The following is a 26,527-nucleotide window of genomic DNA, read 5'->3' on the forward strand; positions in this document are numbered from 1 at the left end:
AGAGGGGGAGGGTTGAATTTGTCTGATAATACTTTTATTTTAATAACAGGTAGAACAATAAAACAGGGAATGGCTTCAGTCTCTGGTAAAAAAAGTGATAATTATAAAAAAGAAACTTCTTATGTAGAAGTCAGTCAAAACGTACTTGATAGATTGAATATTGAAGAAGGAGAAGCTGTTATTTTAAAAAGTGAGGCTGGCAGTATCGAAGTAAAATGTAAAGCAGCTGATTTAGAAGAAGACATTGTTTTTATGCCATATGGTCCCACTGCTAATACTTTGATTGGAACTGATACAGGTGGTACCGGAATGCCTAACTCTAAAAGTAATGTGGTTAGATTAATTAGAAAGGAGGCGCAGACTAATTGACAGAATTAAAAACTTTTAAGAATATAACATGTACTTTTTGTGGCGCACTCTGTGATAATATTGAGGTCAAAGTAAAAGATAATAAAATTGAAGAATTAAAAAATGCCTGTGCCATTTCCAGGAAAAAATATGAGCATGCTTTAAAAGATAGAACAGTACCAATGATTAATGGACAAGAAAGTACTTATCAAAAAGTAATAGAAAAAGCAGCTGAGATTTTAAAAAACAGTAAAAACCCATTAATTTATGGTTTAAGCAGTACTACAGCTGAGGCTCAAAAAAATGCAGTTAAGTTGGCCGAATTAACAGGGGCAAATATTGACAGCACTTCTTCAGTTTGTCATGGGCCGGGAACAATGGCCAAACAGCTTGTAGGTATGGTAACAGCAACTTTAGGTGAAATAAAAAATAGATCAGATTTAATGGTTTTCTGGGGAGCAAATCCTGTCGAAGCACACCCGAATCATTCTAAAAGATATACGATGCTTGCTGAAGGTCTCTTTAAAAAATCTCGTTCTGATCGAGAGGTAATTGTTTTTGATGTTCGTAAAACTCCAACTGCCAAAATGGCTGATCAATTTATTAGAGTTGAACCCGGTAAAGATTTCGAATTATTAATGGCTTTAAGACTGATTATCAATGGGAAAGAACCAGAAAGCAAAAATGGTAAAATAGCTGGTTTGGATCTAGCAGAAATAGAAGCAGCTGCCGAAAAATTAAAAAGTGCAAATTATGGGAGTATATTTTATGGTATGGGTTTAACAATGACAGGCGCTAAATATATGAACACCTGGGCAGCAATGAGCTTGATTAGAGACTTAAACAATGATCAGCAGAGAAGATTTGTCATGATGCCGATGCGTGGTCACGGTAATGTAGCTGGTAGTGAAATAACTATGGCCTGGCAGACCGGATATCCTTTTGCAGTTAATTTCAGTAAAGCTTATCCTCGTTATAATCCTGGAGAATATACAGCAGTAGACTTATTAGCAAATAAAGAAGTAGATGCTGCCTTTATTATTGCCTCAGATCCTGTGGGGAATTTACCCAAAAAAGCAGCTGCGCATTTAAAGGACATACCAACTATTATCCTTGATCCGCACTGGAATTTTACAAGTGATTTTGCAGATGTAGTTATACCCTCTGCTTTAAAAGGAATTACTGCTTCTGGAACAGTTTATAGAATGGATCATGTTCCACTTCATTTAAGAGCATTTCTTGAAGATGAATGGCCTAATGATCAAGAAGCAGTGGCTGAAATAGGGGAGCTGATTGAAAATGCTTAGACTTAAAAATGCTTTAATTTATGATCCAACTAATAATAAAGATGGGGTTAAAGAAGATATCTGGATTCAAGATGAGAAAATAGTTGCTGAACCTAAGAAATCAGTTTTAAAAGAATTAAAGGAAAATAATGACTTAGAAGAGATAGATTTAGACGGGAAAATTGTAATGGCTGGTGGAGTCGATATTCATTCTCATATAGCAGGACCAAAAGTGAACTCCGGCCGTGTTTTAAGACCTGAAGACCACAGACGCGATAATGTTGCCCGCAAAGGCAAACTGCGTTCTGGAGTTGGTTCAACTGTTCCTTCTAGTTATGTAACTGGTTATCGCTACAGTCTAATGGGTTATACAACTGTAATGGAGGCTGCAGGACCGCCAATGAAAGCCAAACATATCCATGAAGAATTTAATGATCTTCCCTATATTGATAAAGGGTTTTTAGTTCTAAGCGGCAATAACTATTTTGTTTTAAAATTTATCAGTGAAAATAATCAGCAGGCTTTAAAAGATTATCTTGGCTGGCTGATAAATGCTACAGGCGCTTTTGGATTAAAAGTTGTAAATCCGGGTGGAGTTGAAGCCTGGAAAGAAGGTAAGAGGATGAGAGGTATTGAAGAAAAAGGGACATATTTTGATTTAAGCCCTAAAGAAATATTGCTGGGTTTGGCCCAAGCAGCGGCAGATCTTAAATTACCACATCCAATCCATCTTCATACAAATGATCTTGGCTCAGCTGGAAATTATCAAACGACAATAAACACTATGAGATTATTAGAAGACTATAGACTGCATATAACCCATATTCAATTTAGCAGTTATGGAAAAAATGAAGAATCAAAAATAAAATTTGCAACTGCTACCGATGAAATCGCAGCAGAAATAAATAAACAATCAAAACTAACAGTTGATATTGGACAGCTGGTGTTTGGAGAAGCTACAACCATGACTGCAGATGGAATCTTGGAATATAATCTGCATAAATTATCCGGGAATAAATGGGTTAATACAGATGTTGAAATGGAAACTGGATCAGGTATTGTGCCGATGAATTATAAGAAGAAAAATTTAGTCAATGATATTCAATGGGCAACTGGAATGGAACTTTTCTTAAAAATTGATGATCCCTGGAAGGTGTTTTTAACAACAGACCATCCCAATGCTGGTCCATTTACTGCCTACCCCTGGATTATTAAGTTATTGATGAATAAAAGTTATAGAGCAGATTATATATCAGATTTACATGCTAAATTTGATGAATATACCGACCTATCTTCACTGGATAGAGAATATAGTTTGAGTGATATTGCAGTTATCAGTCGTTCTGGCCCTGCTAAAGCTTTGGGATTGAAAAACAAAGGTCATCTGGGGGTTGGGGCTGATGCCGATATAGCAGTATATAATAATATTTCTGACAATGATATTGCCGAAGTTTTTGCTCATCCTGTTTATGTATTTAAGTCTGGAAGAATGATTGTTAAAGATGGAGAACTACTAAATAATCTCGAAATTGGAAGGACTTTAGTCACTAAACCAGATTATGATGAAAATATTATAGAATTAATTCGAGAAGATTTTCAGAAATATTATAGTATTTCAATAGATAATTATTCAGTAACAGATAATTATTATGATAAAGTTGAGGTGATTCCATGCACTACCAGGGAATAGAAATCGAAGATACCTTTGCTGAAGCATTTACCATGTATGGAACAAGGGTTATTGTGACAGCAGCAACCGAAAAATGGGCTGAAATTGCTGCTAGAGAAGCAGTAGGATTTGCAACTTCAATTATTGAATGTGGTATTGAAGCTGGAATTGAAAAAAAATTAAGTTCTGATCAAACATTAGATGGAAGACCTGGAGTTAGTTTGCTCTTTTTTACTATGAAAGAAAAATCTTTGTTAAAAGAAATGCGCAAAAGAATAGGTCAGACAATAATGACTGCAGCGACTACAGCCTGTTTTAATGGTCTTGACTCAGATAAAAAGATTAAAGTTGGCGGAAACATACGTTATTTTGGGGATGGATTTCAGATTTCAAAATTATATGATGACCGCAGATTCTGGAGAATTCCAATAATGGGGGGAGAATTTTTAATAGAAGAAAGTTTTGGGATTCAAAAGGGTATTGGCGGAGGTAATATAATTATTGCTGGATCTAATTCAGAAACTGCTTTAAATGCTGCAGAAAAAGCCGTGGCAGCAATGCGAAAAATTGAAGGGGTTGTAATGCCTTTCCCAGGGGGAATTGTTAGTAGTGGTAGTAAGGTGACGTCCAAATATTCATTTTTAAATGCTGCTACAAATACTAAATATTGTCCAACTATTAAAGCTCAGACAGAAACAAATTTAGCAGAAGAAGTCGGATCTGTCTTAGAAATCGTAATCGATGGTTTAAGTGTAGAAGCGACTGCAGAAGCAATGAAAGTGGGAATTAAAGCTGCTGCTGTTGATGGAGTTATTAAGATTACAGCAGGTAATTATGGTGGAGATCTTGGATCAGAAAACTTTTATCTCAAGGAAATTTTACGAGGTGATCTGGATGACTAAATTAAAGCTTAAATTAAAAAAAGAAAATCCAGCTTTAATAAAAAAAGGAAATGAAGTAATAGGAAAAATTCCAGTTGAAGTAGAAAATATAAGGCCAGACCTGATAAAAAATATGAGTTTTTCTGAATTAAAACAGCTTGAAATTAGAGCAGGAAAAGTAATTTATCAACTGCAGGACTTTTTTGAAATCAAAGGAGAACCAGCAGAAGAGATTAAAATTGCTGGTAACTTATCTAATTTTAAATATTTAGGTGCCGGAATGAATTCTGGTACTATTAGAGTTAAAGGTGATGTTGGCATGCATCTTGGTTCTGAAATGAGTGGTGGTCAAATAGAAGTTGAAGGTAATGCTGGTGACTGGCTGGGAGCAGAAATGACAGGTGGTATAATAACTGTATCTGGTGATGCTGGCAATTATATAGGAGCTGCTTTTAGAGGTGATAAATTAGGAATGAATCGAGGTTTTATCCACATTGGAGGTAATGCAGGTAACTTTGTAGCTAATAAAATGCGTCGAGGTGAAATAGTAATCAATGGTAACTGTGGAGATTTACTTGGAGCCCAGATGATAGCGGGTTCTGTTTATGTTTTTGGTAAATGTGGAAAAAGGGTAGGGGCTGGTATGAAAAGAGGAACTATTGTATTATTTAATGAATTAGAACTACTGCCTACCTTTAGTTATAATATAAGTTATTTCCCCAATTTTTTGAATATTGCTTTCAGGCATCTTAAAAATGATTATGGAATTAAAATTCCTGATCAAGCTTTAAATTCAGAATACAAAAGATATACAGGTGATAATACTGAATTAGGGAAAGGGGAAATTTTAATATGGAAAAAAGACTAAATCTTAATAAAAATGCAGTTATGTTGGTTAAAGAAATGATCAATGAAAAGGAGTTCTTAAATATAGATGCTGTTCATTACAATGATGGGATAACTGTCATTGATGGAGGAGTTGAATTTAAAGGGGGGTATAGAGCCGGGATTTTTTTCTCAGAGATATGTCTAGGTGGATTAGGAGAAGTTGATTTTATCGACTATGAAATCGGAGATTATATGATTCCAGCTGTAAAAGTAGAAATTGATCATCCTTTAGAAGCCTGTATGTTGTCCCAATATGCCGGTTGGAAAATTGAAAAAGATGATTTTTTTGCTATGGCTTCTGGTCCGGGAAGAATCCTGGCTGCTAAAGAAAAATTATATAAAGAATATAGTGATTATCACGAAAGTAGAAATTCTCCAGCAGTAATTGTTTTAGAAAGTTCACAGCTTCCAGATGAAAAAACTGCAAAATACATTGCAGATGAAATGTGTACACCCTGCAGCAATAGTTATATTTTAACAGCACCTACCGAATCACTTGTGGGATCGATCCAAATCAGCGCCAGAATTATAGAGACAGGAATGCATAAAATGCATGAATTAGATTTTGATTTAGAAAAAATAGAGTCTGCCTGGGGGATATGTCCGGTGTCACCAACTGCTGATGAGACTTTAAAAGCTATTGGAAGAACTAACGATGCAGTCTTATATGGTGGTACAGCATATTATCAGTTTTACTGCGAAGACAGTGAAATAGAAAAAATAATAGATGATATTCCAGCCTCAGCTTCGAAAGATTATGGAGAAAGTTTTTTAAAGCTTTATCAAAGGTATAACAATTTCTATGATATTGATCCAATGCTTTTTAGTCCTGCTCGTGTTATAATTAATAATAGAAAAAGCGGAAAAACTTTTAAAGCAGGTAAAATAAATTATGAAATACTAAAAAAATCTTTTTTTGAATAATTTTTTAAGTAAAAAATAATAACTTGAAAAGCATAGGGGGTAATTTATTGCAGGCAGTAATCCTTGCTTCAGATAATGGTTGGCATATTGAAGAATTAAAAAGAGCACTAAAAAGAAAAGATATTAAAGCAGAAAGAGTTCCAATAACAGAACTTGGAGCAGCAGTTTCATCTAATTTCCAGCTTAAAACAAGGGAGAAAATATTAGATGATTATGATTATATTTTTGTTAGAGTTATTCCAGGCGGTAGTCTTGAACAAATAATTTTAAGGATGGATATTTTAAATAGAATGGCTGCTCTGGGTAAGAAAATAATTAATAAACCTTCGGTCATCGAAAAAACAGTTGATAAATATTACACCCAATTTATTCTGGCTGATCATGGTCTCCCGACTCCGGAAACATTTGTCACTGAGGATTTTAGCCAGGCATTAGAATACTGCGAAAAATGGGAAGATGTGATATTAAAACCTATATTTGGTTCTTTAGGTAAAGGAATTGTCCGCTTGCAAGATGAAGATACAGCTTATAGAGTTTTAAGAGCCTGGGATGAAAATAATTTTGTTTTTTATCTCCAAAAATATATTGAGCACGGTCAAAGTGATATCAGAGTTTTTGTTTGTAAAGGAGAAATGATTGCTGCATCTCAAAGATGTGGTTCCAACTGGAAAACTAATGTTGCCAGAGGTGCTGTTAGTAAAAAAATTGATATTCCTCAGCATATTAAAGATATGGCTTTAAAAACTGCAGAAATCCTTGATTTAGATTATACAGGAATTGATATAGTTTTGGAGAATGGTAGTTATAAGAATGCTTATATAATTGAGGTAAATAGTATTCCAGGTTGGTACGGTTTGCAGCAGGTTACAGACTTTAATATAGCAGATAAAATTATTGAGTTAATGATCTAGATATAATTGTGGAGGGAAGAATATGCCTTTAAGCGATATAGAAATAGCACAGGCTGTTCAAATTGCATCTTTATTGGAAGCTAGTGCAGCAAAACCTGGTAATGTTTATCCAACTAAAAATTTTAAAGATTTAAATTATCATCATTTTTTATACAGCTCAGCTGCTGTGTTTCCAGCATTTTTAAATCTGGAAAATAAATCAGTTGGAAAAATAATATTAGAGGGAGTTAAGCAAACCCATTCTTTTATCAAAACAAATACCAATTTAGGTATTCTACTTTTAATAGCTCCCTTGGCAGCAGCTTATGCTGGCCTACGAAAGAAAAATTTAGTAAAGACTGATAATAAAGAGGAATTAAAACAGCTTCTGCAGCAGGAAATAAGTCTTATTTTAAATAACTTAACCAGAAAAGATGCAGAACTAGCCTATGAGGCAATTAATTATTCTAAAGCAGGGAATCTGGCTGAAGTTGAAGATGGAGATATTAAGGATAGAGTTGAATTGACTCTCTATCAAGCAATGAAACTTGCTCAAAATCGAGATCAGATTGCAGCAGAATATGTCAATGATTTTAGTTTTACTTTTAATTTTGCCTATCCAGTTTTCAAAAAAAATCAAAAAAAATTTTCTAAGCTTAATGATGTAATAATCCAAAGTTATTTAGAAATTTTAGCTGAGCAGCCCGACACTTTAATAGCTAGGAAATGGGGTAATGATTTTGCTGTTGAAATTTCTGAGAAGACAAAAAAACTTTTAAATAAATTAAAAAATATTACAGATTATAAAATTAGAAAACAAGAAATCCAAAAATTTGATAAATATTTAAGGTCAAAAGAAGAAAAAATTAATCCAGGAACTACAGCAGATTTTACAGCAGCAGTTATATTTTTAGAAATTTTAATTTCAGGCAAGGAAATTATAGCTAACTGGGCAAACTGGGGGGATGTTAATAATGGATCAATTTAAAAGAGATGTTCAAAAAGAGGAACCTCGACTTGTGGTAGGCTTAAATAGAGTTGGTGTAAAAAATATACAAAAAATAATCAGAATAAAAAATAATAATAAAGAAAATTTATTTTATTCAACAATTGACATATTTGTAGATTTACTTCCCCAACAAAAAGGGGCGCATATGTCAAGATTTGATGAGACTATTACTCAAATAATTGATGAAACAATTCAGAAGAAAGTAATGGTTATAGAAGATTTCGCAACTTATATGGCAGAAATGGCTAGAAAAAGACAGAATGCTCATCGAGCAGAGGTCAGGATCAAAGCAAAATATCCTGTAGAAGAAATTGCACCAGCATCTGAGAAAAAAACCCAAAAAATAAATACAATAATGGGGAGAGCAGTCAGTACTGAAAATGGCAGCCGACATCTAATTGGAGTAGAAACTAATGGAATGACAGTTTGTCCCTGTGCTCAACAGATGATTAAGGAATATGCAGAAGATAAATTGGAAAAAGAAGGTTTTACTAAAGAACAGTTGGAAAAAGTTTTTAAACATATTCCTATGCCGTCCCATAATCAGCGTGGAACCGGTATTTTAATGATTGGCAGTGAGAAAAAAATTAAGGCTGAAAAATTAGTAAGAATAGTTGAAAATTCAATGAGTAGTAAAGTTTTAGATCTTTTAAAAAGGGTTGATGAGTTAGAAATTGTAAGAAATGCTCATTTGAATCCTCGATTTGTAGAAGATGTTGTTAGAGAAATGGTAGCACTGACACTTAAAGAATTTGATTTTTTAAGTGATGATGACTATTTCTTAGCTAAACAAACAAATTACGAAGGGATTCATAGTTATGAAGTCTATGCGGAAAGAAGTGGAACAATTGGCGAAATAAAAGAAGAAATAAAAAAAGCTGAAAATGATTATCTAGATGAAGATTATATTATAAATTGTAATAATACCAGTTCAGATGAATGGTTGGAATCAAATGGAGGCTGTTAATTTGAAATTATTAATTAGTATCAAAAATACAGAAGAAGCTTCAATAGTAAAAGATAGCAAATTTGATATTTTAGACATCAAAAATCCTGCTGAGGGTTCACTTGGAGTTAACTTTCCCAGTGTGATTAAAGAAATTAAGGAAAAATCGCCAAATAGAATTATTAGTGCGGCTGGAGGTGATCTGCCAGGACTTCCAGGTTTAACTTCGCAGATTACCTTTGGGCTGGCCCATTTAAAGCCTGATTATATAAAATTAGGCTTTTATAATTTTAATGAACTTAAAACAGCTGTAAAAATTATTAATGAGGCAAAAAAGGCCATTAAATTAAGTGCTGCGCCAGTCAAGTTAATAGCAGCAGCTTATGGAGATTATAAAAAAACCGGCAGTTTTAATCCTTTTTTATTAAATGACTTGGCCTTTAATACTGAATTAGATGGCATAATGATCGATACAATTGATAAAAGCGGCAAAAACTTATTTGATTTTCTTAATCCAGGCGAGCTTAAAGATTTTTGTCTGCAGGCAAAAAAAGCGGAGGTTTTTAGCGCCCTGGCTGGTTCTTTAAAATTTGATCACATTGATCTTTTAAAAGAAATTAAGCCTGATATTATTGGGTTTAGAGGTGCAGTCTGTAAAAATAATGATAGAAGTTCTAAAATTAATGCAGATTTAATCAATAAGCTTTATCAAAAAATCCAGTCTTAAATAACTTAAATATGAGGTTGTTAGAAATGGGAAAATATAAAATTATTGGTTGGGATATTGGTGGAGCCAATATCAAAGCTACAAAAATAGTTTATAGTAAAAGACAAAATAAAATAGAATCAGTTTTATCAACCAGCAAATATTTTGCTATGTGGGATAAAAATCAAAATCCGTTAGAAGTTGTAGCAGAAATTTATCAAAATTTTAAGGAAGCAGATTATTTTGCTATTACAATGACTGCAGAATTAGCTGATAGATTTTCTACAAAAATTGAAGGAATCAACTTTATAATTGATCTATTCAAAGATAATTTTGAGGATAAAAAAATTTATTTTTATAACAATCAAGCCGAATTTTTAAAAGCTGAAAAATTGAAAGATAATATAGAAAAAAGTTTGAGTCTGGCTGCAGCAAATTGGACTGCCTCTGCGTCTTTTTTAGCAGAATTTAAAAAAGATTTTATTTTATTTGATATGGGCAGCAGTACTATTGACTTAATTCCAGTTATAAATAATAAAATTGCAGCTCTAGGTACAACTGATGTAGAAAGATTAAAACAGGGAGAGCTGATATACCATGGTTTTTTAAGAAGTAATTTAAGCAATTTAAGCAGCAAGCTACCGTATCAAGGTCAGATGATAGATGTTATTAATGAGTATTTTGCAGCTACTGCTGATCTACATTTGCTTAAAGATATTATAACTTCAGCAGAATATACTATTAGACCAGCAGATGGTGGTCTAAAAAGTAAAATGGCAGCTGCTTCTAGGATTGCAAGAATGATCAGTCTTGATCTTAACTCAATTACCGACAGTCAGCTTAATTTAATTATTGACTACATTTATAATCAAGAAATTTCATTAATCTATAATAAATTACTGCAGCTCTATTCAAGAGCATCTCTTAATTTGCAAATCCCCTTATTAATTAATAGTGAAGCTGCTCATTTTAAAAATGATTTAAAGATGAGAAGCAATTTTAAATTTTTAGAACTGGCAAAGCTGATTCCAGTTCTTGATAATAATATTTTAACTACTACCTCAATCGCATCTTTATTATTAAAAAAGATTATTGGAAAAGATTTAGTGAAGGTAGTGAGGTTAAATGATGAGTAATTTAACAGTATTAAAAATTGGGGGTAGTTTTATTAATCAGCAAAATTTAAAGGAATTAAAAATAATTATAAAGGCTATAAAAACCACTAACAAGCATAAATTAATAATTGTAACTGGTGGAGGTCAAGCTGCAGACTTTGTTCGAGGCTATGATAAAAAAGTACAATTAAAGGCCAGCAGTTCACATTTTGCAGCAGTTGCAGCTATGGAATTAAATGCCTATATGATTTCAGATTTTTTTGATGATTTTTCTTTTTTTTCAACAGAATTTGTTTTTAGCAAAAAAATAAATGTTTTTTTAGGTTTGGATTATTACAGAGAAATTGACCCACTTCCACATTCCTGGAATGTTAGCTCTGATAGTATTGCTTTAGAGCTAAGTCAGAGATTAAAAGCAGATAACTTATTTTTAATTAAACAGAGAACAATGAAAAATAATTTGGAAATAAAAAGTCAATCTGCAGCCGATAATAAACTTATAGATAGCTATTTCCCAAAACTTTATCAAGAGTTAGATGGTAAACTAAAAACTCTTATTATCAATACTAAATCAATAAAAAATCTAAAGATATTAATCGAAAACACTGAAGCTGAAATCTTAAATAAAGCTTTAAATTTAAAAAGAGAAAATTTTGATTTAAATATCTTAGAATAAAAGCTAAAGCATTTTTAAATAACTTAAATTTTAGTAAAAAAATTAATTACTGAGGTGTAAATATGGCGAACTATGATAAAATTGATGCCTTATTAATTGGTCTTGCTCTCGGGGATGCTCATGGAATGCCTTTTGAAATGTTAAACAGAGAAGATGTAAAAAAACATAAAGAAAACACTAATTTTAATTTGACTGAAAACTTTTTTGTGGATATTCCAGATTTTCATTTTTTAAAACGTGATTTAAAAAAAGCTGAAGTAACAGATGATACAATACTGGCTGTTCATTTGGGTGAATATTTGTTAGAAAACAAGGGTGAAATTAATAAAGAAGATTATTTCAGCCATTTAGCAGAATTTATTAATGATCAGAAATTAATTACAAAAGGAGTAATCGGGCCCAGTACTGGTAGAGCTGCTAGCAAAATCAGGCGTAATGAGAAATTTACAGTTTCAGAAAGAGCAGGCTTTTCAAATGGGTTGGCTGTTAAATCAGCAGTTTTAGCATATATTTTATCTTTAAAAGATAAAAAGTCAAATTTAGAAAAAATTAAAGAATTAGCTTATTATTCTCACTTTACAGATACAGCTATTGCAGCTGCAGCTGGTATTTATGCTGCTCTTGCTGAAGCACTTGCAGGTAGTAATCTTGATCAAATATTTGCTTCAGTATTTAGCTATATGGAAGCTGGAGAAAAATATGGACTCCAGACATTTCAACCTTCGAGTTATAAAAGAACAAAATTTTTACTTGAATATATAGATACTTTAACTAAAAATGAATGTTTAGATTTTATTGCCGATGTGATGGGAACTGGTATTAATAGTTACGAATCAGTACCAGCTGCATTTGCTATTTTCAAACTTTATCCAGAAGATGCTGCTAAAGCTTTTGCAGCAGCAGTTGATATTGGAGGAGATACAGATTCTACAGCAGCACTTGTTGGTGCTTTAGTTGGAGCTCATAATGGTCTAGCAATCTTTGAAGATAAATGGATTGAAGAACTTGAGCAAGTTAATTCAATGTCTTTAAAAGAATTAGGAAGATCTCTTGTTGCTTTAAGAGAAAATAAATAGGTGAGGTGCTCAAGATGACAGAAAATAATAAAATAATTAAAACAAATCGTGGTAATTTAGATTACAGCAGTAAAACATTAATTATGGGGATTTTAAACATAACCCCGGACTCTTTTTCAGATGGTGGTAAATATAATGATTTAGAATCGGCGCTTATCAGAGCAAAAAAAATGGAGAATGCTGGTGCTGACATTATAGATATTGGAGCAGAATCTAGCAGACCATATTCTGACAGAATATCTGCTGAAGAAGAGAAAATGAGGCTGCTTCCGGTTTTAAAAGAAGTCTTAAAGGTGACAACTGTACCCATTTCTATTGATAGCTATAAAAGTTCAGTAGTTAGAGCAGCTCTTAAAGAAGGAGCATCTATAGTTAATGATATAAGTGGTCTTCGTTTTGATGCGAAAATGGCTGAAACAGCAGCTGAATTCTCGGCACCAGTAATTATTATGCATATTCAGGGAAGACCAGAAACCATGCAGGATAATCCAAGTTATCAAAATTTAATTTTTGAAATTAAAGAATATCTTTGGGATGGTATAAAAATAGCTAAGGAAGCGGGAATAGCAGATGATTCAATAATTATTGATCCAGGAATTGGATTTGGCAAAGAACAGCTCCATAATCTTCAAATTTTAAATAGACTTGAGAGCTTTAAAGAATTAAATTATCCAATTTTAATTGGAACTTCCCGTAAATCTTTAATTAACTATGTAAATAAGAATGAAGTTAATGAAAGATTGTTTGGTACTGCTGCAACTGTTTCTACTTCTATAATAAAGGGAGCAAATATTGTTCGTATTCACGATGTTGCTGAAATTAAAAAAGTGGCTGTTATGACAGATGCCGTTAAGTGGGAGGGTAAACATGGAAAGTAGAGATCTTATTGCCTTAAATCAAATGGTTTTTTATGCCTATCACGGGGTATATGATTCCGAAAAAGAGTTGGGACAAAGATTCATTATAAATTTTAAGGCAGAACTTGATTATGAGCAAGCTGCAGTAAATGATGATCTAGAGCAGACTGTTAATTATGGTGAAGTATATATAAAAATTGAAGAGATTTTTAAAGCTAAAAAATATAATCTTTTAGAAAGCGCTGCTTATAATATTATAAAAGGATTATTTATTAATTTCCCCAGCTTAGAATTTATAGAAATAGAGATAAAAAAACCAGCGGTGCCAATTGAAGGAGTTTTAGCTGATGCAGCTATCAAAATGAGCAGAAAAAGAACTGAGGTAATATAAATGAAATCTGTATACTTAGGTCTTGGTTCAAATATAGAGCCTAAAGTAGAATATTTAAAAAAAGCAGTTGAAAAGTTAGCTGCAGAGCCTGAAATAATTCTCGAAAAAACTTCATCTTTATATTTAACAAAGGCTTATGGTTATCAAGATCAGGCTGATTTCATTAATGCTGTAGTTTATCTTAAAACCTCATTAACTCCAGAAAAACTTTTAAAAACTGTGTTAAAAATTGAAAGTGATTTAGGGCGGGTTAGAAACCAAAAATGGGGGCCAAGAACTATTGATATAGATATTTTATTTTACAATAAATTAGAATATCAGAGTCAAGATTTAATAATCCCTCATCCGGAAATAAAGAAAAGAGCTTTTGTTCTGATACCGTTAATAGAAGTAGCAGCAGACAAACTTTTTATTGAAGATGTTAGTATTAAAAAATGGCTGCAGAAATTAGATTACGATCAAGATGAAATTAAATTTTACGATGAATTTCCAAATATTAATTCAAATAAAAAGTAAATTTCATTTTAGAGAGAGCCTCAGGATCTAGCTGCTTTTTATTTTTGGCTAAATCTAGAATTATTTTTGCAGGATTAGATATTTTTGCTAGTCCAATATAAGAAGAGGTTATCCTGGGGTTAATTTCAAGCAGATAAACTCCTTTTTCATTATATATAAAGTCTATTCCAAAATAGCCAGTTAAATTGGGATATTTTTGTTTTATTAATTTTGCAAGCTGATTTAATTTATTTTTCTCTGAAAATTTATAATTTATAGTAGAGCCTAAATAAGAAAAATTATCTGGATTTATTAGTTGTTTATTAAAACTTAGAATCTGTAATTTTTTTGAATTAGCTGCAATCGATAAACTCCCAGAAACTCCATTTATTATTTTCTGGATGATCTGACCTTTATAATCTTCAATACTTAAATTTTTAAATTCTTTTTTTGACTTAATAATTTCAAGTTCAGAGCCGGCACTATATTTGGCTTTAATAACTGCTGGAAAAAAGTCTCTATCTAAATTAAGATCATTTCTCCCAATTAAATAGCTTTCAGCTAACTTGATAGAAGTGTTTTTGAAATTATTATAAAGCAGCCATTTGTCGGCTGCTTTTTTTATGCATTCTGAACTACAGCCTAAATTATTAAGATTTTTAGTTTCCATAATTTTAGTTATTTGATAGAGAAGATTATTTGTTTCTGGGGCAATGATTAAAAAATAATCACAATTATTTAGATCTAGATTTATAAGTTTTTCAAAGTATGAACTCTGACTCTTGTTACTTGAAACAATAAAATCAACATTCTTAAAATTATTATCAACTAAACTTATATTATTCTGGTTAACATAAATAGACAGCTTAAGATTTTCAATTTTGGCAAAGGATTTAATTAGAGAAGTAAGTATTTGCTTTCCTTCTTTATAAAAAGATTCCTTAAAATTCCTATCTTTTTTTTGACTTAAAAAATATTCTAAAATAAAAATACGCATTATTTTAATTCACCACTTTTTAATTGTTGAAAAAAATATTATAATAATAGTAGGCTCTAATAATAGAGGATTCTAAAAGTTAATTGTTTAATAATCCTAAATTAATTTTATCATAGTTCTTTATTACAAAAAACCAAAAATCACAATAATTCAAAAAAATATTTTTTTAGTATTTTTCAAAATAATTTTACTATTAATTTTATTATAAAAAAAGGTTTTAGCCAATAATTATTTAATATATAATATATAAAGCCTTTTATCTAGGCGATTAAAGGAGAGTATTTTATGAAGTTAGATCTTAATTTAAATATCGAGCAAAAGCAAGAGTTGGTAATGACTACTCAACTGCAGATGTCTATAGAAATTCTTCAATATAGCAGTCTGGAATTAAAAGATTATATAGAAGAAGAAATGAAAGAAAATCCTTTACTCGACATGCTGGAGTCACAAAGGGATATGAATTATAGAGAATCAACTTTTAATTCTGTTAGAAAAAACGATATAGAATATGAGAACTTTGTTGCTTATCAGCCTGACTTTTGTGAACACTTAGAAAATCAACTTTTTGAAGTGTTGAGCAATGAAGAAATTGAACTAGGAAAATTTATTGTAGGTAGTTTAAATGAAAGTGGAGAATTAACTACAGATATAGAAACAATTACTGATATTTTTAGTCAACAGGGTTTTAATCAATCCGAAATAGAAGCTGTATATCAAAAAATAAAAAAATTAGATATTAATTATGATAGTAGTTTTGCATCCTGTAAAGCAGAATATATTGATCCTGATTTAATAGTTAAAAAAGAAGATGGAGAATTTTATATAGAAGAAAAAAATACTGCTTATCCTACTGTTACTATAAGTTCATATTATTATAATTTACTCAAAAACCAGGATGACGATAAAATTAGTGATTATTTAAAAGAAAAATATCAATCTGCTATCTGGCTAATTAAAAGCATTGAACAGCGAAAGAATACTATCAGAAAAATTGCTAAAGCTATTTTAAAAAAACAAATTGATTTTTTTGAAAATGGTTTAAAAGATTTAAAAATATTAACAATGGAAGAAGTTGCTGAGGAAATTGAAATGCATGAATCAACAGTTAGTCGGGCAACAACTGCTAAATATATACAGACTCCTCATGGAGTTTTTAGTTTGAAATTCTTCTTTAATAGTGGAATTGATGGAGTTTCTTCTGTAAGTATTAAAGCAATGTTGAGTGAAGAAATTGAAGCTGAAGACAAATCTCATCCGCTTAGCGATAGTAAACTTGCACAATTATTTGTTGACAAATATGGCTTAGATATTTCGCGAAGAACAGTTGCTAAATACAGAAAATCTTTAGGTATTAAAAGTTCACGGCAGCGAAAAAAGAAATAAAAACGGGAAGATTTAATTTATATTTCTTTCTTGACAAGATTATAAATTTATGTTAGAGTTATAAAAAAATAATAAAACTTATCCAGAGCGGTGGAGGGACTGGCCCTTTGAAGCCCAGCAACCAGCAGTTAAATCTGTCCGGTGCTAATTCCAGCAGGAAGATTCCTGATAGATAAGGAGCAAATATATTACCCACTCCTATATTTACTTAGGAAGTGGGATTTTTTTATTTGTTATTAATTTTTATTTTATATTTAAAAGATTTTTTGACAATACGAAGAAGAGAAGCAGAGCAGAAATATTATTTTAAAATTTAAATTTGAGTAGCGAAAATTTGAGGAGGAAATTTAATGACATTAAAATTTGAGAGTTTAGCATTACATGCAGGTTATGATGCGAATAAAAACAGAAAAGCGGCAGCAGTTCCTATTTACCAAACAACATCTTATTTATTTGAGAGCACTAAACATGCAGCAGATTTATTTGCTTTAAAAGAAGAAGGCGATATCTATAGTAGAATTCAAAACCCAAGCAATACTGTTTTAGAAAAAAGGATTTCAGCCTTAGAAGGAGGAGTAGGAGCACTGGCAGTTTCTTCAGGTCAGGCTGCAGAAGTTATAGCACTTTTAACAATTTGTAAAAATGGAGACCACATTGTAAGCGGTAGTTCTATTTATGGGGGAACCCATAATCTATTTAAACATAGATTTAAAAATATGGGTATCGACGTAAGTTTTGTAGATTCTGAGGATCCAGACAGTTTTAAAAATGCAATTAATGAAAAAACAAAAGCATTGTATATTGAAACAATTGGTAACCCATCTTTAGTTGTACCTGATTTTGAGAAATTGGCTAAAATTGCTCATCAAGCAGGAATACCATTAATAGTTGATAATACATTTGCTTCTCCATATCTTTGTAAACCTTTTGAATATGGTGCGGATATAGTAGTTCATTCAACGACGAAGTATATATCTGGACATGGCAATTCTATTGGAGGGATAATAGTAGATAGTGGTAATTTTGATTGGGCTACAGGTAGATTTCCCGAACTTATAGAGCCAGATCCAAGTTATCATGGAGTTAAATTTAAAGAAGAATTTGGAAAAGCAGCCTTTATAACTAAGGCCAGAGTTCAGCTTTTAAGAGATTTAGGCAGCTCTCCTAGTCCTTTTAATTCATTTTTAACTATTAATGGTTTAGAAACCCTAGCTTTAAGAATGAAACAGCATTCGCAAAATGCACAGGCTGCAGCAGAATTTTTAGAAGCCGATGATCGAGTAGAATGGGTTAGTTATCCAGGTTTATCAAATCATAAATCAGCTCAAAATGCTAAAAAGTACCTTAATAATGGCAGTGGGGGAATGATAGCTTTTGGGATCAAGGGAGGGAAAGCTGCAGCTGAGAAGTTTATTAATCAGTTAGAATTATTCCTGCATCTTGCTAATGTTGGGGATACTAAATCTTTAGCTATTCATCCAGCAAGTACTACTCATCAGCAGTTAAATGAAGAAGATTTAAAGAAAACTGGAATTTCACCTGAATTAATAAGGCTCTCAATTGGAATAGAAGCCTTTGAAGATATTAAAAATGACTTAGATCAAGCATTAACAGCGGCTAATAAATAATGAATATAACTAATAATGATATTTAGAAGGGAAAGCCTCATAGTTTTAGGGGTTTTCTCTTAAAAAATATTTAAAGTAATATTAGGAGTGGTAGAAAATGCCTATTAAAATACAAAATGATTTACCAGCAGTCGAAACATTGGAAAATGAAAATATATTTGTCATGAAAGAATCTAGAGCGACTCATCAAGATATAAGATCTTTAAAAATATTAATTTTAAATTTAATGCCTACCAAAATTCAAACAGAAACACAAATTTTACGCTTAATTTCTAATACCCCACTGCAGGTAGATGTTGATTTGATTCATCCTGCTAGCCATAAGTCAAAAAATACGTCTGCAGAACATTTGATTAAATTTTATAATACATTCGAAGATATTAAAGACAACAAATATGATGGGATGATAATTACAGGTGCTCCAATTGAAACTTTAGAATTCGAAGAAGTTGATTATTGGGAAGAACTCAAACAGGTGATGGATTGGAGCCTGCATCATGTTTTTTCAACTTTTCATATTTGTTGGGGTAGTCAGGCAGCATTATACCATCATTATGGTATTGAAAAGTATCCTTTAAATAATAAAATGTTTGGAGTTTTTAAACATTATAAAAAAGAAAAACATATTAAATTAATGAGAGGATTTGATGATATATTTTATGTTCCTCATTCTCGTCATACTGAAATAAGAAAAGAAGATGTAGAAAAAGTTGATGAAATTAATATTTTATCAGAATCTGAAGAAGCAGGAATATATTTGCTAGAGAGCAGAAATGGCAGACAGATATTTGCAACAGGTCACTCAGAATATGATCGAGAAAGTTTGAGAAATGAGTATTTAAGAGATAAAGAAAAAGGTTTGAATATTAAAGTACCTAAAAATTATTTTAGAAATGATAATCCGAATAATGAGATATTAATGCGCTGGCATAGTCATGCCAATCTTTTATTTTTTAACTGGTTAAATTATTATGTTTATCAAGAAACTCCTTTTGATTTAAATAAACTGAAGTAAAAATTAAAAATTAAAAAGATAACTTATTTACCCCTCAAAATTTTGTTTTGAGGGGTTTTATAAGTTAAAATGATCAATTTATAAATTCCTATTAAGAATAAAAAAGATTTTTAAGAAAAATGCCACAATTATTTAACAGAAAAAATTAAATATTTTACAAATTTAATCAAAAAACATAAAAAACAGCTTGAATTGTCTGTAAATTTGCGCTATAATTAATTTAAGAAATCGTTTTAGTAAACTTTAGTATTGATTTTTTGAGTCTTTAATTATTAATTATTAACTTTAATTTAATTAAGATTTATTCAATACTAATGTTTTTCACTTTTACTTTTTATAAATTTATAAACCCTTAAGAAAAAAGAAGAGTGAAAATTTTAAGACAAAATAATTTAAAGGGGTGTTTATTAATGATTAATGTTGGTAAAAAAGTTTTAGTTTTGACTTTAGCGTTTTTATTTTTAATGGGAGGGATGTCTTTAGCTCAGGATATTCCCAGAGAAGAGACATTAGTAGTTTCTGGGGCAATGTGGGGACCTCCATCAACCTGGAACGTTTTAATTCCTAATCCTACTCCGGGTACTGGTGGTTTAGTTTATGAGACAATGTTTTCTTATAATCCGATAAAAGATGAATATCAGCCCTGGCTTGCAGAAAGTGGTGAATGGGTAAGTGACAACGAATACGTTCTTAATTTAAGAGAGGGTATTAACTGGCATGACGGTGAAGAATTTAATGCTGAAGATGTTGTATTTACTTATGAAATAGCGAAAGAGGGTAATGTTTTTTATTCTCCAATTTGGGACTGGTTGGAATCTGTTAAAGCAGAAGATAATTACACAGTAAGATTCACCTTCAGCGAACCTCATTATGCAGAATGGGATGCCGAACTTTATGAACGTTATATTATCCCAGAGCATATTTGGAGTGAGATTCCTAGTGATGAATTAATTACTAAGACTATGAAAAACCCAGTTGGTACAGGTTCTTATATGGCTAAAGAAGCCGGACAGGATAGAATGGTTTGGGAAAGAAATGATGACTGGTGGGGCAATGAAGTATTTGGCCAGCCTAAACCCAGATACATTGTAGACCTTGTAAACCAGAGTAACAACATTATTATGGGTATGTTAATGAAAGGTGAACTTGATTTAAGTAATAACTTTATTCCTGGAATTCAAAGAATAAAAGATCAATTTGGTTTAAAAACTTGGTATAACGAAGAACCCTATATGCTTTCCTTTAATACTGCTCTGATGTATATGAACACTTTAAAAGAGCCAATGGATGACAAGCAATTTAGAAGAGCGATGGCTTTTATGGTTAATCAGCAGAATATTGTAGATCGTGTTTATGGTGGTTTAGTAGAAGCAGCAAATCCTACCGGTTTATTCGGAGAAGGTTGGGAAGCTTATTTAGACGAAGAAGTAGTAGAAAATTATGGTTTTGAATATAATCCAACAAAAGCCAAAGCATTATTAGACGATGCTGGATATGTCGATGCTGATGGTGATGGCTGGAGAGATATGCCTAATGGTGATCCACTTGAATTGAAACTTATGGTTCCAAGTGGTTGGACTGACTGGATGGAAGCAATTCGATCTATTGCATCTGATGCAGAAGAGATTGGTTTAAACATTAGTCCTGATTTCCCAGATGTTTCTTTATTTGATAACAGACGTTTTACTAGTGATTTCGATATGATGATTGGTGTTTTCCAAACAACTTTATCTTCTACACCATTTGATTACTGGAATGGAGTAGCAAACAGTAATATTGATGGAGAACAAATTAATAGCGGTAACTGGGGAGCTTATGATAATCCTGAGTTATTCGAAAAAATTGACGAGTTTAATATGACACGTGATGAATCAGTTAAACAGGAATTAGCTTCTGAGATACAAGAAACTTTATTAAAAGATATGCCAAGTGTACCTCTCTGGCATAATGGTCTCTGGGCTCAACAAACAACTCAATACTGGACAAATTGGCCTAATGAAGATAACCCATATGGTATTCCAGTTAGCTGGGGTAATTTTTATCAATTAGGTATGATCGACACTTTAATTGGGATTGAGCCAGCTAAGTAAAAGGAAATAGATAATTAATTAAATATACAGGCTTGATATTTTTATCGAGCCTGTTATTTAGAAAGGAGCAGTAAAAGATGGGTAAATATTTAAGAAAAAAAATAGTGATTTATCTAATTACCTTTATTCTGGCGGTAACAATTAACTTTTTTATCCCCAGAATGATGCCTGGTGATCCAATCCAATCACTTTTATCACGTTTTTCAGGTATGGAGGGCGGACGTGAAATTTTAGAAGAACAATTAACTCTACTTTTTAATCTTGATCAACCCCTATGGCAGCAGTATGCAAATTTTTGGAAATCAGTTTTCACGCTTGACTTTGGTATTTCAATTATTCAGTTCCCAACCCCAGTTTTAGAAATTATTAAACGTGCAATAGTCTATGATATTTCTGTTTTATTACCCGCAATTATATTAAGCTGGATAGTTGGTAATAAATTAGGTGCATTTTCTGGCACAGATAAAACAGTAGATAATTATTCAATGCCTTTTTTCTATTTTTTAGCTTCCTCACCTTATTTTTGGATGGCGGGAATAGTCGCCTTTTTCTTTGGAGTTCAAATTGGATGGTTTCCAATCAGTGGAGCCTATGGTTCAACAGCCTCGCCTGGCTTTAACTTGAGTTTTATCATGGATTTTTTGCATCACTGGTTCCTGCCTTTCTTTACTATGTTTTTAGTTCAGCTTGGTGGCTGGGCAATCGGGATGCGGAATATGATTATGTATGAACAAAGTTCTAATTATTCTAAATATATGGAGACACTTGGTTCTTCAAATAAGTTAATTCGTAAATATGGATTTAGAAATGGAGTTTTACCTCAAGTAACAGGTCTTGCTCTTAGATTAGGTCGAATTGTAGGTGGAGCAATTACAGTTCAGGTAGTGTTTAACTATCCTGGTCTGGGAAGAATGCTGCTTGATGCAGTGCAAAATCAGGATTATTTTTTGATGCAGGGAATTTTCTTAACAATTGTAACAATGGTTTTAGTCGCAAACTTTATTGTAGATATAGTCTATATGTTCATAGATCCAAGAGTAAGATTGTCATTTACCGAGGAGGTGTAAGCTGTGTTTAAAGATTTTTGGGCAAAACATGAAAATTTATATTATGCTTTATCAAATAAAAAGGTTATTTTTGGCCTAACCATAGTAGTTTTAGTATTTATGCTGGCAGCTTTTGGACCGATGCTGACACCATATGAGTACGGAGAATATGCTGGAGCAGGATATTTGCCTCCATCTAGCGATCATTTTTTTGGAACAACAATTGATGGGCGAGATGTATTTACCAGAACTGTTTATGGTCTTCGTTCTACCCTTTTAGTAGGTGCAATAGCTGGAACTATAGCCACATTAGTGGGCTGTATAATTGGTTTTGTAGCCGGTTATTATGGGGGAACAATTTTTGACGAACTTTTAATGATGTTAACCAATATTTTTGTTGTTATTCCTCAGCTGGCTTTATTGATTGTAATCGCAGCTTTTCTGGAAGTGCGAGGGGTAGTAATTATGGCAGTAATTGTATCTTTAACCGCCTGGCCCTGGACAGCAAGAGCCGTTAGATCACAAACACTTTCTTTAAAAAATCAGGAATACGTATCTTTATCTAAAATTTCTGCTCTTAATGTTGGTAGAATTTTAAGAGAAGATATTGCGTCCAATATGTTTTCTTATGTGTTTATGGTTTTTATTCAGCAATTTAACTCTACCATGTTAGCAACAGTTCAGCTGGAATTCTTAGGGCTCGGTCCTACAAAAGGTATTTCTTTGGGACTTGTAATGCAAAATGCTGTAAATTGGAATGGAATTCAGCTTGGTATGTGGTGGTGGGCTATAATTCCTGGTTTGATTTTAGCAATTTTAATTACTGCACTTTACTTTGTTAATACAGGACTAGATGCAGCCTTTAACCCACGTTTGAGGGAGATGTAAGCAATGCGCGAAAATATATTAGAAGTTAAAAACTTAAAAGCATATTATGATATTTTAAAAGGACAGGTTAAAGCAGTAGACAATGTAACATTTAATTTAAAAAACGGTGAGATTCTTGGCTTAGCAGGTGAATCTGGTTGTGGTAAAAGTACCCTGGCCAGCAGTTTTATTTCCCGCAAAAAGCCACTGAAATATATTTCAGGTGATGTTGATCTAGTTGGCCATAAAATTATGGAAATGGATGAAAGTGAATTTAAAAAACTGCGTTTAAGAACTATTTCTTTAATTCCACAGTATGCACTTGATGCATTTTCTCCAACCAAAAAAATTAAAACATATATTGCAGATTTGGCCAGAGAGCAGGGAGTAAAGACTGACAAGGCATTTTTTGACAAAGTAAAAGAGCGTCTGGATCTAGTAAATTTAGATGAATCAGTTTTAAATAGATATTCAATTGAGCTTTCAGGTGGAATGAAGCAGAGAGTTATTATGGTTATTTCCACAATTTTAGACCCCGAATTTTTAATTGCAGATGAAATCACTTCTGCTTTAGATGTTAGTTCACAGCGTTTTGTGGCAACAATGCTTGCCAATTTAAGAGATTTAGAGATTATAAAATCAGCTATTTTTATAACTCATGATCTGTCTATTCTTTATCAGATAGCAGATCGAATTATGATTATGTATGCTGGTAACTTTGCTGAAATTGGTCCAACAGATGAAATTGTAGATAATCCACGGCATCCGTATACTAGATCGCTTATTGATTCTTTACCAAAAGTAGGTATTCAGTATAAAGATAAGAAGCTTGCTGGAATCGATGGAACACCACCTCATTTATTAAATATTGGTGAAGGTTGTCGTTTTAGAGAGCGCTGTCCTTATGCTATTGATAAATGCGAAGAAACTCCACCAAGAGAGCAGGTAGCAGAAGATCATTATGTCTCCTGCTGGAGATGGAAAGAGTTAGGAAGTGATTTAAGTGGCAAAAAATAATGATGTTGTAATGTCAGTAAGAAATTTATCCAAAATATTTAAAAGTGGTATTTTAAATCCGGAATATACAGTAGCTGCTAAGGATGTATCTTTTGATATAGAAAAAGGGAAGATAATTTCTCTGATAGGTGAAAGTGGGAGTGGAAAAACAACAGTTGGTAAATTGATTTTAAAATTGATCAACGTTTCTGAAGGTGAAATTATATATAAAGGAAAAAACATTTCGGAAATTACAGATAAAGCAGAAACCAAAAAATATTATAGAAGAGTTCAGGGTATTTTTCAGGATCCATTTGCAACTTTTAATCCTTTATATCGAGTAGACAGAGTTTTTGATATGATCTTTGATTCCTTTGATTTAGGTTTTAAAGATAAAGATAAGGCAATTAGGGATGCTCTTTATGATGTGAATTTAAATCCAGACCGGACCTTAGGTAAATTCCCACATCAATTGAGTGGTGGTCAGCTGCAGAGATTGTTAATTGCGCGTGCATTATTAATGGATGTAGATGTTTTAATTGCTGATGAGTTAATTAGTATGTTAGATGCTTCAACCAGAATCGGAGTTTTAAACTTACTGGTAGAATCCTGTAAAAAACACGGAATGGCTGTTATTTTTATAACCCATGATCTTAACTTAGGTTATTATATCAGTGATAAATCGCTAATTATGTATAAAGGCCGTTTGGTTGAAAGAGGAGATACTAAAAAGATTTATGAAAATGCAACTCACCCCTATACTCAAATGTTATTTGAAGCTGTACCTGAAATTGGGGATCGCTGGGATCCAGAGGAAGAATTTTTACCAGAACAGGTAGTAAATGATGTTCAAAAGTTCTACAAAGAAAATGAAGGTAAAGGTTTTGTAGAAATTGAAGAGGACCACGGTGTGTTATTTAGTGATAAATAATAATTGACAGTCTGTAAATTATTATAAATAGATTTGTATAAGATAGAGGAGGCATTTGGATGGCAAAATTAACATTTCCTGAAGATTTCGAATGGGGAGCTGCAACAGCATCCTATCAAATTGAGGGAGCAGCTAATGAAGATGGTAAAGGAGAATCTATCTGGGATAGGTTTAGCCATCAAAAAGGGAATATAACAAATAATGATACAGGCGATGTAGCCTGCGATCACTATCATCGCTATCAAGAAGATATAGAATTAATGAGAAAAATTGGCTTAGATAGTTATCGTTTTTCTATATCCTGGCCAAGAATTATACCGGCTGGCAGTGGTAAAATTAATCAAAAAGGAATTGATTTTTATAAAAGGCTGGTAAATGAACTTTTAAAAACAGGAATTAAACCAGCTGCAACCCTATATCACTGGGATCTACCGCAAAAGCTGCAGGATAAGGGTGGCTGGGAAAATAGAGATACAGCTAAATATTTTAACGAATACGCTCAACTAATGTATAAAGAACTTGGAGATTTAGTTCCACGCTGGATAACTCATAATGAGCCCTTTGTTGTTTCAATGGTGGGTAATTTATTTGGCGAACATGCTCCAGGTAATCAGGACCATCAAAAAGCACTTCAGGTTGCTCACAATTTATTACTTTCTCACGGAATGGCAGTTGAAAGTTTTAGAGAAAGCGGAATTGAGGGAGAAATAGGTATTACTTTAAATCTAGCGCCTGTTTATGCTAATAGTGAAAATAAAAAAGATCAAATTGCAAAGGATTATAGTGATGCTTTTAATAACCGCTGGTTTTTGGATCCTGTATTTAAAGGGGAATATCCAGAAAAATTAATGGCTCTTTATCAAAAAGAATTTAATCAGCCTTTTGAGCTGGAAACTGGAGATTTGGAAATAATCAGCAGAGATATCGATTTTTTAGGTATTAACTATTATTCCAGAGCTCTTGTAGAATATGATGAAAGCAAACTGTTAAATTTTAAAACAGTAAAACCAGAGGCTTCTAATTATACAGCAATGGACTGGGAAGTTTATCCGCAGGGCTTGACCGACTTACTTTTAAGCTTGGATGATCAATATACTAAAAAACCAATCTTTATAACTGAAAATGGAGCCGCCTACGATGATCAAATAGCAGAAGATGGCAATGTTCACGATGACAAAAGAGTGGATTATTTAGAAAAACATTTCAGAGCTGCCCAGCAGGCAGTTGAAAAAGGAGTAAATTTAAAAGGATATTATCTTTGGTCTTTAATGGATAATTTTGAATGGGCCTATGGATATAATAAACGTTTCGGAATTATTTATATTGATTATGATAATGGCCAGAATAGGATTTTAAAAGACAGTGCAAAAATGTACAGTAAAGTTATAGAAAATAATTATATTAAAGCATAGATTGG

General features: G+C 32.2%; 26 protein-coding genes and 1 riboswitch. Of the genes, 25 read left to right on the top strand and 1 reads right to left on the bottom strand.

The window, feature by feature from the left end; genetic code table 11:
- Positions 1-18 precede the first annotated feature (18 nt).
- The 16 genes from HSACCH_RS02695 (at position 19) to folK (ending at position 14,178) form a co-directional block, all read left to right on the top strand.
- Positions 19-369 carry a molybdopterin dinucleotide binding domain-containing protein gene (locus HSACCH_RS02695; protein WP_005487650.1) on the top strand — a complete coding sequence of 117 codons (351 nt, stop codon included), beginning with the start codon at positions 19-21 and terminating at the stop codon, positions 367-369.
- A complete protein-coding gene (locus HSACCH_RS02700) occupies positions 366-1,655 on the top strand; it encodes a formylmethanofuran dehydrogenase subunit B (RefSeq protein WP_005487652.1) in 1,290 nt (429 codons plus the stop codon). The genes HSACCH_RS02695 and HSACCH_RS02700 overlap by 4 nt, the downstream gene beginning before the upstream one ends.
- Positions 1,648-3,324, top strand: coding sequence for a formylmethanofuran dehydrogenase subunit A (locus tag HSACCH_RS02705; protein ID WP_005487653.1), 1,677 nt, complete (start codon positions 1,648-1,650; stop codon positions 3,322-3,324). The genes HSACCH_RS02700 and HSACCH_RS02705 overlap by 8 nt, the downstream gene beginning before the upstream one ends.
- Positions 3,306-4,205, top strand: a complete 900-nt coding sequence (gene fhcD, locus HSACCH_RS02710; RefSeq protein WP_005487654.1) for a formylmethanofuran--tetrahydromethanopterin N-formyltransferase — start codon at positions 3,306-3,308, stop codon at positions 4,203-4,205. Before HSACCH_RS02705 ends, fhcD begins: the two co-directional genes overlap by 19 nt.
- Positions 4,198-5,052 (top strand): formylmethanofuran dehydrogenase subunit C, encoded by an 855-nt coding sequence (locus HSACCH_RS02715; protein WP_005487655.1) that lies wholly within the window; start codon positions 4,198-4,200, stop codon positions 5,050-5,052. Before fhcD ends, HSACCH_RS02715 begins: the two co-directional genes overlap by 8 nt.
- A complete protein-coding gene (mch, locus tag HSACCH_RS02720) occupies positions 5,037-5,996 on the top strand; it encodes a methenyltetrahydromethanopterin cyclohydrolase (protein WP_005487656.1) in 960 nt (319 codons plus the stop codon). The genes HSACCH_RS02715 and mch overlap by 16 nt, the downstream gene beginning before the upstream one ends.
- Before the next feature lie 47 nt (positions 5,997-6,043).
- Entirely contained in the window at positions 6,044-6,907 is an 864-nt protein-coding gene (locus tag HSACCH_RS02725; RefSeq protein WP_005487657.1) for an ATP-grasp domain-containing protein, read from the top strand.
- Between the two features lie 22 nt (positions 6,908-6,929).
- Positions 6,930-7,874: a triphosphoribosyl-dephospho-CoA synthase gene (locus HSACCH_RS02730; protein ID WP_005487658.1), complete on the top strand. Its 945-nt coding sequence runs from the start codon at positions 6,930-6,932 to the stop codon at positions 7,872-7,874.
- Complete coding sequence (gene mptA, locus HSACCH_RS02735) at positions 7,861-8,862, top strand: GTP cyclohydrolase MptA (protein ID WP_005487659.1); 1,002 nt, start codon at positions 7,861-7,863, stop codon at positions 8,860-8,862. Before HSACCH_RS02730 ends, mptA begins: the two co-directional genes overlap by 14 nt.
- Before the next feature lies 1 nt (position 8,863).
- Positions 8,864-9,568 carry a (5-formylfuran-3-yl)methyl phosphate synthase gene (locus HSACCH_RS02740; RefSeq protein WP_005487660.1) on the top strand — a complete coding sequence of 235 codons (705 nt, stop codon included), beginning with the start codon at positions 8,864-8,866 and terminating at the stop codon, positions 9,566-9,568.
- Between the two features lie 26 nt (positions 9,569-9,594).
- On the top strand, positions 9,595-10,683 hold the full coding sequence (locus HSACCH_RS02745; RefSeq protein ID WP_005487663.1) for a hydantoinase/oxoprolinase family protein: 1,089 nt from the start codon (positions 9,595-9,597) through the stop codon (positions 10,681-10,683).
- Complete coding sequence (locus HSACCH_RS02750) at positions 10,676-11,338, top strand: amino acid kinase family protein (protein WP_005487665.1); 663 nt, start codon at positions 10,676-10,678, stop codon at positions 11,336-11,338. Before HSACCH_RS02745 ends, HSACCH_RS02750 begins: the two co-directional genes overlap by 8 nt.
- A gap of 62 nt (positions 11,339-11,400) precedes the next feature.
- The gene (locus tag HSACCH_RS02755; RefSeq protein WP_005487666.1) at positions 11,401-12,414 is read left to right on the top strand and encodes an ADP-ribosylglycohydrolase family protein; all 1,014 of its coding nucleotides are present in this window, start codon (positions 11,401-11,403) and stop codon (positions 12,412-12,414) included.
- Between the two features lie 14 nt (positions 12,415-12,428).
- A complete protein-coding gene (gene folP / locus HSACCH_RS02760; protein WP_005487667.1) occupies positions 12,429-13,292 on the top strand; it encodes a dihydropteroate synthase in 864 nt (287 codons plus the stop codon).
- Positions 13,282-13,662: a dihydroneopterin aldolase gene (gene folB / locus HSACCH_RS02765; protein WP_005487668.1), complete on the top strand. Its 381-nt coding sequence runs from the start codon at positions 13,282-13,284 to the stop codon at positions 13,660-13,662. Before folP ends, folB begins: the two co-directional genes overlap by 11 nt.
- The gene (gene folK, locus HSACCH_RS02770) at positions 13,663-14,178 is read left to right on the top strand and encodes a 2-amino-4-hydroxy-6-hydroxymethyldihydropteridine diphosphokinase (protein ID WP_005487669.1); all 516 of its coding nucleotides are present in this window, start codon (positions 13,663-13,665) and stop codon (positions 14,176-14,178) included. It begins immediately after the preceding gene.
- Here folK and HSACCH_RS02775 read toward each other — a convergent pair.
- Positions 14,159-15,154 carry an ATP-grasp domain-containing protein gene (locus HSACCH_RS02775; protein WP_005487670.1) on the bottom strand — a complete coding sequence of 332 codons (996 nt, stop codon included), beginning with the start codon at positions 15,152-15,154 and terminating at the stop codon, positions 14,159-14,161. The genes folK and HSACCH_RS02775 overlap by 20 nt on opposite strands.
- Positions 15,155-15,439: 285 nt before the next feature.
- Between HSACCH_RS02775 and HSACCH_RS02780 the strand changes: the two genes are divergently transcribed.
- From HSACCH_RS02780 to HSACCH_RS02820, 9 genes are all read left to right on the top strand, one after another.
- On the top strand, positions 15,440-16,537 hold the full coding sequence (locus HSACCH_RS02780) for an RNA polymerase factor sigma-54 (protein ID WP_005487671.1): 1,098 nt from the start codon (positions 15,440-15,442) through the stop codon (positions 16,535-16,537).
- 75 nt (positions 16,538-16,612) lie between these two features.
- Positions 16,613-16,716: riboswitch (SAM riboswitch) on the top strand.
- A gap of 171 nt (positions 16,717-16,887) precedes the next feature.
- Positions 16,888-18,165 (top strand): O-acetylhomoserine aminocarboxypropyltransferase/cysteine synthase family protein, encoded by a 1,278-nt coding sequence (locus HSACCH_RS02785; protein ID WP_005487672.1) that lies wholly within the window; start codon positions 16,888-16,890, stop codon positions 18,163-18,165.
- A 97-nt stretch (positions 18,166-18,262) separates the two neighbouring features.
- The gene (gene metA, locus HSACCH_RS02790; RefSeq protein ID WP_005487673.1) at positions 18,263-19,180 is read left to right on the top strand and encodes a homoserine O-acetyltransferase MetA; all 918 of its coding nucleotides are present in this window, start codon (positions 18,263-18,265) and stop codon (positions 19,178-19,180) included.
- A gap of 410 nt (positions 19,181-19,590) precedes the next feature.
- Entirely contained in the window at positions 19,591-21,270 is a 1,680-nt protein-coding gene (locus tag HSACCH_RS02795; RefSeq protein ID WP_005487674.1) for an ABC transporter substrate-binding protein, read from the top strand.
- A 77-nt stretch (positions 21,271-21,347) separates the two neighbouring features.
- Positions 21,348-22,337 (top strand): ABC transporter permease, encoded by a 990-nt coding sequence (locus HSACCH_RS02800; protein ID WP_005487675.1) that lies wholly within the window; start codon positions 21,348-21,350, stop codon positions 22,335-22,337.
- Between the two features lie 3 nt (positions 22,338-22,340).
- On the top strand, positions 22,341-23,204 hold the full coding sequence (locus HSACCH_RS02805) for an ABC transporter permease (RefSeq protein WP_005487676.1): 864 nt from the start codon (positions 22,341-22,343) through the stop codon (positions 23,202-23,204).
- Positions 23,205-23,207: 3 nt separating this feature from the next.
- Positions 23,208-24,200 (top strand): ABC transporter ATP-binding protein, encoded by a 993-nt coding sequence (locus HSACCH_RS02810; RefSeq protein ID WP_005487677.1) that lies wholly within the window; start codon positions 23,208-23,210, stop codon positions 24,198-24,200.
- A complete protein-coding gene (locus tag HSACCH_RS02815) occupies positions 24,187-25,110 on the top strand; it encodes an ABC transporter ATP-binding protein (protein WP_005487678.1) in 924 nt (307 codons plus the stop codon). Before HSACCH_RS02810 ends, HSACCH_RS02815 begins: the two co-directional genes overlap by 14 nt.
- 59 nt (positions 25,111-25,169) lie before the next feature.
- Positions 25,170-26,522: a GH1 family beta-glucosidase gene (locus tag HSACCH_RS02820; RefSeq protein ID WP_005487679.1), complete on the top strand. Its 1,353-nt coding sequence runs from the start codon at positions 25,170-25,172 to the stop codon at positions 26,520-26,522.
- Positions 26,523-26,527: the final 5 nt, after the last annotated feature.

The sequence above is a fragment of the Halanaerobium saccharolyticum subsp. saccharolyticum DSM 6643 genome, assembly GCF_000350165.1.
GTDB classification, from domain to species: domain Bacteria; phylum Bacillota; class Halanaerobiia; order Halanaerobiales; family Halanaerobiaceae; genus Halanaerobium; species Halanaerobium saccharolyticum.